13 protein-coding genes are annotated in these 13,391 nt (G+C 70.2%); 6 read left to right on the forward strand and 7 right to left on the reverse strand.

Features of this window, described 5'->3' with window-relative positions:
• Positions 1-123: 123 nt before the first annotated feature.
• The 5 genes from KVT44_RS12645 to KVT44_RS12665 all read right to left on the reverse strand — a co-directional run bounded on the left by KVT44_RS12645 (position 124) and on the right by KVT44_RS12665 (position 6,200).
• Positions 124-1,848, reverse strand: a complete 1,725-nt coding sequence (locus tag KVT44_RS12645) for a fatty acyl-AMP ligase (protein WP_217567114.1) — start codon at positions 1,846-1,848, stop codon at positions 124-126.
• A 286-nt stretch (positions 1,849-2,134) separates the two neighbouring features.
• A complete protein-coding gene (locus KVT44_RS12650; RefSeq protein ID WP_217567115.1) occupies positions 2,135-2,965 on the reverse strand; it encodes an alpha/beta fold hydrolase in 831 nt (276 codons plus the stop codon).
• A 102-nt stretch (positions 2,966-3,067) separates the two neighbouring features.
• Positions 3,068-3,811 (reverse strand): alpha/beta hydrolase, encoded by a 744-nt coding sequence (locus tag KVT44_RS12655; protein WP_364563915.1) that lies wholly within the window; start codon positions 3,809-3,811, stop codon positions 3,068-3,070.
• An 11-nt stretch (positions 3,812-3,822) separates the two neighbouring features.
• Positions 3,823-4,512 carry a response regulator gene (locus KVT44_RS12660; protein ID WP_099924256.1) on the reverse strand — a complete coding sequence of 230 codons (690 nt, stop codon included), beginning with the start codon at positions 4,510-4,512 and terminating at the stop codon, positions 3,823-3,825.
• The gene (locus KVT44_RS12665; protein WP_217567117.1) at positions 4,509-6,200 is read right to left on the reverse strand and encodes a sensor histidine kinase; all 1,692 of its coding nucleotides are present in this window, start codon (positions 6,198-6,200) and stop codon (positions 4,509-4,511) included. Before KVT44_RS12665 ends, KVT44_RS12660 begins: the two co-directional genes overlap by 4 nt.
• 236 nt (positions 6,201-6,436) lie before the next feature.
• Here KVT44_RS12665 and KVT44_RS12670 point away from each other — a divergent pair, with 236 nt between their 5' ends.
• The 4 genes from KVT44_RS12670 to KVT44_RS12685 all read left to right on the forward strand — a co-directional run bounded on the left by KVT44_RS12670 (position 6,437) and on the right by KVT44_RS12685 (position 10,550).
• The gene (locus tag KVT44_RS12670) at positions 6,437-7,297 is read left to right on the forward strand and encodes an ABC transporter ATP-binding protein (RefSeq protein WP_217567118.1); all 861 of its coding nucleotides are present in this window, start codon (positions 6,437-6,439) and stop codon (positions 7,295-7,297) included.
• Complete coding sequence (locus tag KVT44_RS12675; protein WP_217567119.1) at positions 7,294-8,172, forward strand: ABC transporter permease; 879 nt, start codon at positions 7,294-7,296, stop codon at positions 8,170-8,172. Before KVT44_RS12670 ends, KVT44_RS12675 begins: the two co-directional genes overlap by 4 nt.
• A gap of 99 nt (positions 8,173-8,271) precedes the next feature.
• The gene (locus tag KVT44_RS12680; RefSeq protein ID WP_075025580.1) at positions 8,272-9,360 is read left to right on the forward strand and encodes an ABC transporter substrate-binding protein; all 1,089 of its coding nucleotides are present in this window, start codon (positions 8,272-8,274) and stop codon (positions 9,358-9,360) included.
• A 134-nt stretch (positions 9,361-9,494) separates the two neighbouring features.
• Positions 9,495-10,550: an ABC transporter substrate-binding protein gene (locus tag KVT44_RS12685; RefSeq protein ID WP_217567120.1), complete on the forward strand. Its 1,056-nt coding sequence runs from the start codon at positions 9,495-9,497 to the stop codon at positions 10,548-10,550.
• A 15-nt stretch (positions 10,551-10,565) separates the two neighbouring features.
• Here the strand turns inward: KVT44_RS12685 and KVT44_RS12690 are convergent, their stop codons facing one another.
• Both KVT44_RS12690 and KVT44_RS12695 read right to left on the reverse strand, forming a co-directional pair.
• Positions 10,566-11,357, reverse strand: a complete 792-nt coding sequence (locus tag KVT44_RS12690; RefSeq protein WP_217567121.1) for a DUF427 domain-containing protein — start codon at positions 11,355-11,357, stop codon at positions 10,566-10,568.
• Between the two features lie 9 nt (positions 11,358-11,366).
• Positions 11,367-11,651 carry an SHOCT domain-containing protein gene (locus tag KVT44_RS12695; RefSeq protein WP_168489606.1) on the reverse strand — a complete coding sequence of 95 codons (285 nt, stop codon included), beginning with the start codon at positions 11,649-11,651 and terminating at the stop codon, positions 11,367-11,369.
• A 261-nt stretch (positions 11,652-11,912) separates the two neighbouring features.
• Here KVT44_RS12695 and KVT44_RS12700 point away from each other — a divergent pair, with 261 nt between their 5' ends.
• Both KVT44_RS12700 and KVT44_RS12705 read left to right on the forward strand, forming a co-directional pair.
• Positions 11,913-12,341 carry a hypothetical protein gene (locus tag KVT44_RS12700; protein WP_099924249.1) on the forward strand — a complete coding sequence of 143 codons (429 nt, stop codon included), beginning with the start codon at positions 11,913-11,915 and terminating at the stop codon, positions 12,339-12,341.
• A 191-nt stretch (positions 12,342-12,532) separates the two neighbouring features.
• Positions 12,533-13,372 (forward strand): SDR family oxidoreductase, encoded by an 840-nt coding sequence (locus KVT44_RS12705; RefSeq protein WP_099924248.1) that lies wholly within the window; start codon positions 12,533-12,535, stop codon positions 13,370-13,372.
• Positions 13,373-13,391: the final 19 nt, after the last annotated feature.

The raw sequence follows: 13,391 nt of genomic DNA on the forward strand, positions 1-13,391 counted from the left end.
ACGGCGATCGGTGGACGGCGGAGGCACCGGCGCGCGACTGAGGAACCCCTGGTGTACGGCGGGTACGACCGGGGTGCCCTGTCGGCGCGGGTGTCCGCGCCGACGGGGGGGACCTCGTCTACCTCATCTCGCGGCGGGCGCGCCCACGACCGCGAGGGCGTCGGCGAGGTAGGCCGCCCGGGAGGCGTGGCGCTGGATCTTCCCGCTGGACGTCTTGGGGATGGTGCCGGGGTGGACCAGCACGACGTCACGCACCGCGAGGCCGTGGGCCTCGCCGATCGCGCTGCGGATCACCTCGGTGATCCGCTCGGAATCGGCCGCCGCGTCCGGAGCAGTCTCGGCGACGATGACGGGCTGCTCGCCCTCGACGCCGCCGTCCACGGAGAACGCGGCGGTGCAGCCCGGCCGGAGCGCCCCGTGGGACATCTCGGCGGACAGCTCCAGGTCCTGCGGGTAGTGATTGCGTCCGTCGATGACCATCAGGTCCTTGAGGCGGCCGGTGACGAACAGCTCGCCCTCGCGCAGGAATCCGAGGTCGCCGGTCCGCAGGAAACGGTCCGAACGGTCCTTCAGCGTGGCCCGGAAGGTCTCGCGGGTGGCGAGGGCGTTGCGCCAGTAGCCCTTGGCGACGCCCGCGCCGCTCACCCAGATCTCGCCGACCTCCCCCTCGGGCAACTCCTCCCGCCGCTCGGGGTCGGCGATCACCACGGTCGTACCGGGGATCGGCCGCCCGGAGCCGACGGCGGCCGCGTCGTCCGCGCCCACGTGCGTCCCTGACCCGGGGGCCGCGGCGAGGGTGGGCGGGGTGTCGACCGAGCCGCCGGTGACGATGAGCGTGGCTTCGGCGAGGCCGTAGCACGGATAGAGGGCCTCGCGTCGGAAGCCGGCCGGGGCGAAGGTCTCGGTGAAGCGCCGCAGGGTGGCGGCCCGTACCGGCTCGGCGCCGTTGAAGGCGACCTTCCACCGGCCTAGGTCGAGTCCGTCGAGGAGTTCGGGGGTGGCGTGCTTGAGACACAGCTCGTAGGCGAAGTTGGGGCCGCCGCTGGTGTGCGGGCGGTAGCGGCTGAGGGCGGTCAGCCAGCGCGCGGGCCGCTGGAGGAAGTGCAGCGGCGAGAAGAGCGTGGCGGTGGCGCCGAGGTGGACGGTGTTCAGGACCGGACCGATGAGGCCCATGTCGTGGTACACCGGCAGCCAGCTGACGAACAGTTCGTGGTCGTACTCCGCGAGCGTGTCCGGGGTGTGGCCCATCCGCTCGGTGATGGCCCGCTCGTTGTCCAGCAGGTTCCCGTGCGTCACCATCACGCCGCGCGGGGCGGAGGTGGAGCCGGAGGTGTACTGGAGGAAGGCGACCGAGTCGGCGGTGAGGTCGGGTTCGCGCCAGGAGTCGGCCGCCTCGTCGGGTATGTCCTCGGTGGCGACGCAGGTGACCCCGTCCAGTTCGGGCAGGTGTTCCGCCTGGGCGGTCAGGGCGGCGAGCACCTCACGGCCGCCCAGGATCACCTTGGCGTCCGCGTCGGCGATGAGGCGCTTCATGCGGGTCAGGGCACGATGGTTCTGCGACCGCCCCTGCGGGGGAACGCCCGGCACGGCGACGACCCCGGCCGAAAGACAGCCCAAGTAGCCGCAGATGAACTCCAGGCCGGGCGGATACAGCAACAGGGCACGGGATCCGGCCAGGCCGCGTTCCTGCAGCCAGGCGGCGACGGCTCGGGACCGACGGGCCAGAGGTCCGTACGAGATGTCCTGGATCTCTCCGTCGCAGTCGCCCGTGACGAGGTAGCGGTATGCCGTCCGCTCCGGCTGTTGCGAGGCGTGCGTGGTCAGTAAGTCGACCAGGGAACGAGCCATATGAGGAGTCTCACCTGTTCGAATGAGTGAGCGAGGAAAGTGGAGTTCGAAGGCCGCGGGGTGCGTACGCGCAGGTGCCGTGGCCGTCCGGCCCCCTTGCCGGACAGTCCGTCTCGACCAACCTGCCCGAGGAGCGGCGGCGATGCATACGCCGGCCCCTCGTGGCCCCCGTTCGGCTTGCTACTAACGAGTAACACGATAGCAAGTCTTGTCGGCCAGGTGGCTGTAACCCCGGGTATTCAATAGGTAACTGGCCGATCTGGCCAATCTGCCGTCCCCCACGCCTTCATGACGTGCCGGGAGCCGCGGGGTGTTCGAGGTGCGCGGCGAAGGCGGCGAGGTCGGCGACCACGCGGTCGGGCTGCTCCCAGTGGACGTCGTGCCCGACGCCCTCGTAGGCGATCAGGCGTGAACCGTGGATGGCGTCCAGGATGATCCGCTGGTCGCCGCGGGGCAGCAGGTCGTCCTGGTCACCCCAGATGACGAGGGTGGGCACCAGGATGCCCGCGAGGGTCGCGCGCAGATCGGTGTCGAGCAGTCCGCGCAGGGTCTCCTGCCAGACGTACGCGGGGACCTTGAGGTTTTCGTCGATCATCGTCTCGACGAGGCCCCTGGCGACGGGTCGGTCCACCGCGCCGGAGACGAACTCCTCGACGAACTCCCGGGGGACGGGGTCCGAGAGCCCCTCGACGGCCTCGCGCAACCCGGTCACCGCCGGCTTGTCCTCGAGCGTGCCGGGTACGCCGATCAGCACCAGCCCCGAGATCCGGTCGGGATGGCTGCCCGCGACCATCCGGGCGGGCACGCCGCCGCTCGAGGACGCGACGAGCACGGCGCGGTCGATGTCGACGGCGTCCAGGAAGGCGACGAGGTCGGCGGCGTAGTCCTCGGGTGTGTAGCCCTCGGACGGGCGGTCGGCGTCGCCATGGCCGCGCTGGGTGGGCGCGTAGCCGCGCAGGGCGGCCGGGAGGCGCCTGAGGAGGGACTCGAAGGCCCACCAGGAGTCACCGAGTCCGTGCACGAAGACGACCGGTGTGCCACCGGGGTAGCCGGCCTCGGCGTAGGGCAGCGTGAGTCCTTCCCGCACCTGGGCGGACTTCAGGGAGATCACGGTCACGACACCCTGCCTCCTTCGCTCCGCCGCCCGGTCGGGGAACCAGGAGCGGAGAGCGAGCGGCGATCCCTCCCGACAGTACCGACGAGTGGCGGAGCTCGCGTCTCAGGACGTCCGGACGAAGCGTGTGAGGGCGGCGGCGTACCGCCGCGGATGGGTGACGTGGGGAATGTGCCCCGCCCCTTCGACGGTCCCCCGCCGCGCGCGTGGCAGGGCCGCGGCCAGCCGGTCGAGGATCGTCGCCCACCACACCGGGCTCCGCGTGCCTCCGCTGAGCAGCACCGGCGCGGCGCACCGGGCGAGGGCGTCGGTATCGATCTTCGCCCAGTCGGGGTCGGACTGTTCGTCCAGCCAGGTGGGCGCGTTGTGCACGAACGTCTCGCGCACGGCGGCGGGCAGCCGGTCCCAGGTGCCGGGCCCCATGGCCACCTCCTCCACGAACTGCCGTGCGCCCTGCCGGTACTCGCCCTTGCCGAGATGGGCGAGGACGGCGTCCATCGAGGCTCGCGTCGGGCGCAGTTGCCTCAGGGCGTCCGGATCCCCGGCCACGATGGCGACGAGCGGAGGCTCGTGGACCGTGATACTGCGGAACAACTCCGGCCGGCGCGCCGCAAGCCCCAGTGCGATCGACCCGCCGAAGGAACTGCCCGCCATGTGCGCGGGCGCGGGTCCGAGCCGCTCGATCAGGGCCTCGAGGTCGTCCTCGTCCTGTCGGCGGGTGCCCTGGCCCGGCCCCGCTTCGCTCTTCCCGTGACCACGGCGGTCGTAGGTGACCACCCGACTCCTGTGGGTGGCGGGCGGGCGGGAGCGGCCCGCCGTGAGCGTGCCTTCAGTGTGCGCCGGGAGCACCGGCCGCGACGTCAGGACACAGCGCGGTAGCGGTGTTCGGGGCGGCCGGTCGCGCCGTAGCGGAGTTCCAGTCGGACCATGCCCTCCCGAACGAGGTAGGACAGGTAGCGCTGGGCCGTGGCGCGGGAGACGCCGGTGAGTTCCGCCGCCTCGGCCGCCGACACGTCCCGGCGGGCGGTGCGGACCGTCTCGTGGAGCAGGGCGAGGGTCGGCGCGGAGTGGCCCTTGGCCGGGACGGCGGGCAGGGCGGTGGGGCGGACGACGCTGAACAGGGCGTCCACGTCGGCCTGGTCGGTCTCCGCCGCCGGGCCCAGGACGTCCACGCGGTGCTGCAGTTCGCGGTAGGCGGCGAGCCGCTCGGCCAGGGCGGCGGCACCGAAGGGCTTGACGAGGTACCCGACGGCTCCGAGCTTCATCGCGGTCCGTACGGAAGTGATGTCCCGGTCGGCCGTGATGACGATGGCGTCGGGGCGGGCGCCACCCGCGTCGCCGGTCAGCTGTCGCAGCACGTCGAGGCCGCTGCCGTCGGGCAGGAAGATGTCGAGGAGCAGCAGTTCCGGGTGGAGCGTACGGACGGCGTCCAGCGCCTCGGCCACGTTCGCCACCTGGCCGACGACCTCGAAGCCCTCGACGCGGGCCACGTATGTGCAGTGGAGTCCGTTCACCCGGAAGTCGTCGTCCACCACCAGGGTCCGTATCACCAGCGCTCCCCTCCATCGGCCGCGGCCAGGGCGCCCGCCGGTACCGGCAGGGCCGTCGTGAACAGTGCGCCCCGCGGCGCGGGCGCGGCGTCCGGCAGGGGCAGCGTCACGGTGAAGACCGCCCCGGGTCCCTCGCTGACCGTGATGGTGCCGCCGTGCCCCTGGACCAGCCGGTGGACCAAGGCGAGTCCGAGGCCGCGCCGGGCGGTGCCGCGGTCCGGCCGGGTCGACCAGCCGTCCTCGAAGATGGACTCGGCCGCGCCCGGCGGGATGCCCGGTCCGGTGTCGGCCACCCGCACCAGCACCTCCGTGGTGGCCTCGACGACCGTGAGCCGTACCTCCCGGCCGCCCGCCGGAGCCGGTCCGCCGACCGCGGCGTCGAGGGCGTTCTCCAGCAGGTTGCCGACGATGGTCAGCAGCCGGTGCAGATGCGGCGGCTGCTCGCCGAGCGCGGAGTCCTCACCCAGCACGATCCGTACGCCGCGCTCGGCGGCGACCGTCGTCTTGGCCACGATCAGACCCACCATCAGGGCGTTGCCGATGTGCTCGCGCACCGACTCGGTCAGCTCCTGGTCGGCTCCGGCCAGCTCGACGGCGTACTCGTACGCGGACTCGTGCTCCCCCACGTCCAGCAGCCCGGCCAGGGTGTGCATCCGGTTGGTGAACTCGTGCTGCTGGGCCCGCAGCGCGTCCGTCAGCCCGCGCACCGAGTCCAGCTCCCTGAGCAGTCCGACCAGTTCGGTGCGGTCGCGCACGGTGACCACCGCTCCCAGCGCCCGCCCGTGCAGCGTCACCGGCATCCGGTTGACGGCCAGGCAGTGGTCGTCGGTGAGGACCGTGATGTCCGTCCCGCTGAGGCTGCCGTCCAGTGCCCTGCGCAGCCGCCCCTCGGGCAGGAGTTCGTCCAGCCGGCTGCCCAGTGCCGTGCCCAGACCGAGCAGATGGCGGGCCTCGTCGTTGATGACGGTGACCCGGCCCTCGGGGTCGAAGGCGACCACGCCCTCCCGGATGCCGTGCAGCATCGCCTCCCGGTCCTGCAGCAGCCCGGCGATCTCCTCCAGCTCCAGCCCGAACGTCGTCCGCTTCAGGCGTCTGGCCAGCAGGAACGCGGCCACCGAGCCGAGCGCGGTGGCGATGGTGGCGTACAGGCCGAAGGTGGGCAGCTCCCGCCAGAGCTCGCCGAGTACGTCGTGTTCCGGGATGCCGGCCGACACCTCGCCGACCAGCGTGCCCGTGGGCCCCTTGAGCGGAGCCTTGCCGTTGGCGGACCGCCCGGTCGCGCCGTGGTCGGAGCCGACGTGAGGGAGGCCGTCCAGCACCGCGATCGGCTCGCCCACCGGCTCGCCGATCAGTGCCGGGGTGGGGTGCGAGTGGCGGATGCCGTGCAGGTCGATCACGACCACGTACGACGCCCCGGACGCCTTCCGGATCCGTTCGGCGACGGTCTGCACGATGTCGCCGCCACCGCCGTACTCCATGGCCTGCTGGATCTGCGGCTCGGCGGCCGTGGTCTGGGCGATGGCCAGCGCCCGCTGCTCGTAGGAGCGGTCGATCTCGGCCCGCTGAGCGAACGCGAACAGTACGAAACCGATGGCTCCGGAGAGGGCCAGGATGGCCAGCTGGTTGGCCAGGATCCGCGCGGAGAGCCTCCCCTTCCTGGCGCGGCCGATCCGGATTCGGATGGGCATCACAGGTGCCTTCGCCCTTGTCTTGCTGCCGGGCCCGGCCCCTTCGCCGTAACCCGTGGTGGCGTGATTGTGCCCCACCAGGGACACCATGCCCACCCCCGGCCCACTGAGCAGAACGTGCAGAACCCCGGTTAACACAACTAACGCGAGATACGTCTGAAACAGCGACGTAATACGGGGCGGCCTCTAGCGTCTGCCTTCCTCGACCCCGAGGTTAGGGAAGGAGACGGCCTCAGATGGCTTCGCGAAACGATGCCGCGTTGAGCACGGTCGCCGACAAAAGCGGCCAGGACAGCGCGCGAGTCGAGATTTCAGGGCTCACCAAACGATTTCTGACTCCCGCGGGTGAGGTGTTCACGGCGCTGCAGGACGTTTCGTTCACCGTGGAGCCTGGCCAGTTCTGCGCGGTGGTGGGCCCGACGGGCTGCGGCAAGTCGACGACCCTGAGCATGGTCTCCGGGCTCGACCGGCCCAGCGAGGGCTCGGTCAAGGTCGGCGGCCGTGAGGTGGACGGTGTCACCGACGGCGTCAGCTTCATGTTCCAGACCGACGCGCTGCTGCCCTGGAAGACCGTCCTCGGCAATGTGCTGATGGGCCCGGTCTTCCGCGGCGTCCCCAAGCAGAAGGCCCAGGTCTCGGCGCGCGACTGGCTGCGGCGGGTGGGCCTGTCCGGGTTCGAGGACCGCTACCCGCACCAGCTCTCCGGCGGTATGCGCAAGCGCGTGGCGATGGCCGCGGCACTGATCAACGAACCGAAGATCCTGATCATGGACGAGCCGTTCGGCGCCCTGGACGTGCAGACCAAGGCGATCATGTCGACCGAGCTGCTGGGCCTGTGGGAGCAGATCCGTCCGTCGGTCATCTTCATCACCCACGACCTCGACGAGGCCGTGGCGCTCGCCGACCGGGTCGTCGTCATGACGTCCAGCCCCGGATCGGTCAAGGCGGTCTTCGACATCGACCTGCCCCGCCCGCGCGGCGCGGTCCAGGAGATCCGCTTCCAGCCCCGCTTCATCGAACTTCAGCACCAGATCTGGGAAACGCTGCGCGAGGAGGTGGAGCGCGCCTACGCACGCACCGCAGGAGGTACGACATGAGCACGACGTCCGCAGTTTCCGCCGCGCTGGTCAAGGACGGCACACCGTCCTCGGCCGCGGCCAACGCGAAGCAGGCCGCCCGGCGACGCACCGCGCTGGTGTGGGCGGGCCGTATCGGCCTCGCGGCCTTCGTCATCGGCGGCTGGCAGGCGTTCACCACCTGGGGGATCGTCGACCCGTTCTTCTTCGGGCAGCCGTCGGGCATCGCCAAGCGGCTGGTCGACCTCTTCCAGCACGGCACCGAGTTCGGGTCCTTCTACTCGAACATCTGGACAACGATCCAGGAGGCGCTCGCCGGCTTCGCCCTCGGGGCCGTCGCCGGCGTGATCTTCGGTGTCGCACTCGGCCAGAGCCGGTTCCTCGCCGATGTGCTCGGCCCCTACATCAAGGTGGTCAACGCGATCCCGCGTATCGTCCTCGGCTCGATCTTCATCGTCGCGTTCGGCATCGGTGTGCTGCCGAAGATCCTGCTCGCCGCGGTGCTGGTGTTCTTCATCGTCTTCTTCAACGCCTTCCAGGGCGTCCGTGAGGTCGACCGCAACATCCTCGCCAACGCCAAGGTGCTCGGCGCCTCGCAGGCGCAGATCATCCGGCACGTCACCGTGCCGTCCGCGCTCACCTGGATCATCGCCAGCCTGCACAGCGCCTTCGGCTTCGCCATCGTCGGCGCGCTGGTCGGCGAGGTGCTCGGCGCGCAGAGCGGGCTCGGCCTGGTCATCAAGACCGCGCAGAACCAGTTCGACCCCAACGGCGTGTTCGCGACGATGCTCGTCATCTCGGTCATCGTGCTCGGCGCCGAGTGGCTGATCAGCAAGCTGGAGCACCGGCTGCTGTCGTGGCGCCCGCCGGCGCCGTCCGAGGCGAACTCCCTCTGACGCCCCCGCACTTCCCCCTCCTTCATCTCAGAACCCTCAGCTTCATCTCGGAACCCTCAGCTTCATCTCGGAACCCTCAGCAAAGGAATGTGGTCAGCCATGTCCAGACGACCCGTCGCCGTCGCCGCGTCTCTGCTCACCGTTCTCGCCCTCGGCACGGTCAGCGCCTGTTCCGGCAACTCGTCCGCCTCGAGCGGCGGTTCGGGCTCCACGCCGACCGTCAAGCTCATGGCCGGCGGCCTCGACAAGCAGATCTACCTGCCGTACCAACTCGCCCAGCAGCTCGGCTTCTACAAGAAGTACGGCGTCAACGTCCAGCTGAGCACCGAGCAGGACGGCGGTGTCGGTGCCGAGGAAGCCATGGCCTCGGGGCAGGTGGACATGGCGGGCGCCTGGTACAACCACACGATCGAGTTCCAGGCGAAGGGGAAGGCGGTCGAGGACGTCGTCCAGCTCTCCGGCGCCCCGGGCGAGCGTGAGATGTGCACCAAGAAGTCGGGCGTCACCTCGGGCGCCGACTTGAAGGGCAAGACCCTCGGCGTCACCGACCTGGGTTCGGGCACCGACACCCTCACCCAGTTCCTGGCCGCCAAGAAGGGCGTCAAGACCAGCCAGTACCACCGGATCGGGGTCGGCGCGGGATCCACGGCCATCGCCGCGCTGCAGAACGGCAAGGTCGACTGCGTCATGACGACGCAGCCGACGGTCGCCGCGATCCAGAAGAAGGGTGTCGGTGCCTCCGCGATCGACCTGGCCACCACGGCCGGCGCCACGCAGGCGATGGGCGGTGCCTATCCCGCGGCCAGTGTGATCGCCCGCACCGACTGGGTGAACTCGCACAAGGACGCGACGCAGAAGGTCGTCGACGCGCTCGTCGCCACCATGCACTGGATCAACACGCACAGCGCGGCCGACATCGCCAACAAGCTGCCGGCGTCGTTCGTGTCGAACCAGTTGGTGACCAAGGCCGACTACATCTCGGCCCTGACCCAGGACAAGGGTCAGTTCCTCCCGGACGGCCTCATGCCGGCCGGCGGTCCGAAGACCTCTCTGGCGACAGAGCAGTTGGTCGGCAACGTGAAGGGGTCGGTGGACCTCAGCAAGACGTTCACCAATGACTTCGCCCTCCAGGCCAACAAGACCGAGGGCTTCAAGACCACCACGACCCCGGCAGGGCCGAACGGCTGAGCCTCGCCGATCACGGGGCCGCCCAGGTGCCTGCCACCTGGGCGGCCCCGGGCCGTGAGCACGAGCACTCGGGCGGGTACCTTCCGCGCCGCGCCCGCATGTCCCCGCCCACCCGCTCGCAAAGGAGACCAGTGATGAAGCCGGTCACCACGTCCTTGCTCGCCAGGGCCGTCTGCGCCGCCCTCGCGCTGGCCGTGCCCGCCTGCAGCGGAGGGGACAGGTCCGGCACCGCGGTCGCGTCCGGGAACGGCGACGGCACGCCCACGGTGCGGATCATGGTCGGGGGCCTCGACAAGCAGATCTATCTGCCGGTGACGCTCGCCCGGGAGCTGGGCTACTACCAGGCGCAGGGTCTGGATGTGCGGTTCTCCGACGAGCCGGACGGGGTCGAGGCCGAGACCGCCATGATCTCCGGCCAGGTGGACGCGGTGGTCGGGTTCTACGACCACACCGTCGACCTGCGGTCCAAGGGCAGGTCCACCGAGTCCGTCGTCCAACTGCTCCGCGCCCCCGGCGAGGTCGAGATGGTCCGCACCGACGAGGCGGGCAGCGTCAAGAGCCCGGCGGACTTCGGCGGCAAGCGCCTGGGCGTGACCGGCCTGGGCTCCTCCACCAACTTCCTCACCCGGTACCTGGAGGAGAAGAACGGCGTCGAGGCGGGCAGCGCCGCGTCCGTCGCCGTCGGCGCGGGCTCCACCTTCGTGGCGGCGATGCAGAACAAGCAGATCGACGCCGGGATGACCACCGAGCCGACCGTCTCGCTGCTGGAGCGGAAGAAGCTGGCCAGGCCGCTGATCGACCTGCGCACGGCCGCGGGCGCGAAGGCCGCGCTCGGTGGCACCTACCCGGCCTCCTGTCTCTACCTCACCACCGGGTACGTCCGGAAGAACCCGGAGGTGGTGCAGAAGCTGGTCGACGTCTACGTCGAGACGCTCAAGTGGATCCAGGCCCACTCCGCCGCCGAGATCGCCGACAAGATGCCGGCCGCCTACTACGCGGGCGTCGGCAAGGCCGTCTACACCAAGGCGCTCCAGAACGAGAAGGGTATGTACTCCCCCGACGGTCTGATGCCCGCCGACGGTCCCGAGACCGTCTACAAGGTCCTCTCCGCCTTCGACTCGACGGTCGAGGGTCACACCGTCGACCTGTCCAAGACCTACACCAACGACTTCGTCAACAAGGCCGGCTGACAGCCCACGCCGCCGTCACGTCGCCGGTCGCGCCGAAAATGTCGAGGTGAACGGGGTGACGGGGCGCTCCAGGCGTTCCCCGTCCACGGTGATGTCGACCGCTTCGTTGTAGAAGGCGAGGAGGCCTTTGACGGCGCCCACCGCGGGCAGTGGCTCCGGGTAGCTCCAGACGAGGTTCGCGGGGGCGTCGCCGCCACCCCGCCACGACCAGTACGCGGCGGTGCCCTTGTAGGGGCACCCCGTGCTGAGGTCGCTGGGGACGAACAGGTCGAGGCGGACGTCCTCACGCGGGAGGTAGTACCGCGTCGGCAGGCCGGTCTCGAAGAGCAGCACCGGACGGCGGGTGTCCGCGACGACCGTGCCGTCGATCTCGACCCGGACGTGACGGCTGCTCGGGAGGGCGTCCACCCGCTTGTGCGGATCGCGGGGGTGGATGAAGATCTCCTCGTCCTCCTCGTACCAGTGGTCGAGCCCCCGGCCGCTGCGGCTGAACCACTCGAAGGCGATGTGGCCGGCCAGGTCGTCGGCGGGGAACGTCCAGGCCGCGTTCTCCAGCAGTCCGCCGTCGACTTCGAGGTCGTAGAAGACCCGCGATCCGCTGTGGGTGCCGGTCGGCGGGTTCCGCGCCGGGCGGAGCAGGTCCTCGCGGACCTCCTCGCGTGGGAAGGCGTAGAGCGGAACGGGCACTTCGGGCTCCCAGACGAGGACCGGGTGCCGGCTGTCGACGACCGTGACCTCGCCCTTGCACCCGCGCACCCAGCGCCCGCTGGGCTCCCACCGCAGGCCTTCCGGAGTAGTGAGGTTCATGGAACCTCACTACCCAAGGATCCGGCGCTTCTGCTCCTCGAACTCGGCCTCGGTCAGGACGCCCTGGGCCTTGAGTTCCCCGAGTTGCTTCAGCTGATCGATCCTGCTGCTCATGTCGTCGGCCGACGGGGCGGGCGGCGGGGGCGGCGCGGCGGGCGCGGGCTGCGGCGGGGCCTCCTGGTACTCCTGCTGAGCCCATCGCCCCTGCTGACGGCGTGACACACGGTTCGACACGGCGGTCGCGGTACCGGCCACCACGGCTGTGCGGGCGACCCCGCGAAGGAGACCTGGCACGGCGGTTTCCTTTCTGGAAAAGCAGCCCGCGAATCCGGAAGGCGGCCCGCGAAATATCCACACTCCCCTGACCGACGGGTAATTCTCGGCGCATGGGTCACCTCCATTGGAGCACCGCACGGATTTCCCCGCACATCGGCATCGGCGCCACCCCGCGGGAATTCCGCCGTTCTGCCGGACGGTGACTCTCATGGCAAGCTGAAATGCGGACCACCGACCGGTCACAGGTCAGTGGTGAGGTCTACGTGGGAGGAGCTCGATATGACCACGACTGGAATGCACCAGCGACACGAGACCGGGAGCGGCGGAGCGTGGGCGTCCAGCTGGACCGCCTTCGCCGCAGTCATGATGATCTTCGGCGGAGTGATGGCGATATTCGAGGGAATCTCCGCCATCGCCGAGGACGACGTCTTCGTCCTCACCCGCAACTACGCCTACAACTTCAATCTGACGAGTTGGGGCTGGATCCACCTCTCCCTCGGCGTCCTGGTCGTGCTCGCGGGCGCCGCCCTGTTCACCGGAGCGATGTGGGCACGCGTGGTCGGAGTCGTCCTGGCCGGCCTGTCGATGATCGCCAACTTCATGTGGCTGCCGTACTACCCGGTCTGGGCCATCGTGCTGATCGCCGTGGACGCCTTCGTCATCTGGGCGCTGTGCGTCGGAATCAGCCGGCAGCCCCGCACCGAGTAGCCGAGCGCGCCGTCCCGGGCGGACCCCGCGGATCGGCATTCGGCCGTTCAGCCCGGGTCGGCCCCCCGACCGGCTGACAGCGGACGTGCCGACGAGCCGTCCCGACTCACCAGTGTTTTCGTTGTGGGGCGGATTCCTCCGAAAAGCGGATTCCTCCGACGGTCCGCGTCGGCACCCACAGGGAGACATGAGTGGAAACCAGCGGCAGTGATGGTCGCCAACCCCTTGCCTTCCCGCTCCTCAAGGGGCAGAAGGCGCTGGTGACGGGCGCGAATTCCGGCATCGGCAAGGCCACGGCCATCGGCCTCGGCCGGGTGGGCGCCGACGTGGTGGTGAACTACGTGTCCGGGCGGGACGCCGCGGAAGAGGTCGTACGCGAGATCGAGGGATTCGGGGTGCGCGCCTACGCGCACGAGGCGGACGTGTCGCAGGAGGACCAGGTCGTCGACATGGTGTCCCGCATGGTCGAGGAGTTCGGGACCATCGACGTCATGGTGGCGAACGCCGGGCTCCAGCGCGACGCCCCCGCCACCGAGATGACCATGGCCCAGTGGCAGAAGGTGCTGGACGTCAATCTGACCGGACAGTTCCTGTGCGCCCGCGAAGCGACCAAGGAGTTCCTGCGGCGAGGCGTCGTCCCCGAGGTCTCCCGTTCGGCCGGGAAGATCATCTGCATGAGTTCGGTCCACCAGATCATCCCGTGGGCGGGCCATGTGAACTACGCGTCGTCCAAGGGCGGGGTGCAGATGCTCATGGCGACCCTCGCGCAGGAGCTCGCGCCCCAGGGGATCCGGGTGAACGCCGTCGCCCCGGGCGCGATTCGCACTCCCATCAACCGCGACGCCTGGGACACCCCCGAGGCCGAGGCCGACCTCCTCCGGCTCATCCCCTACCGCCGCGTGGGCGACCCGGACGACATCGCGAACGCGGTGGCGGCGCTCGCGTCCGACCTCTTCGACTACGTCGTGGGCACCACGATCTACGTGGACGGCGGAATGACGCTGTTCCCCGGTTTCGCCACCGGCGGCTGAAGCGCAGGGCCCCTCAGCC

It is taken from the genome of Streptomyces sp. GbtcB7, from assembly GCF_019091445.1.
GTDB classification, from domain to species: domain Bacteria; phylum Actinomycetota; class Actinomycetes; order Streptomycetales; family Streptomycetaceae; genus Streptomyces; species Streptomyces mirabilis.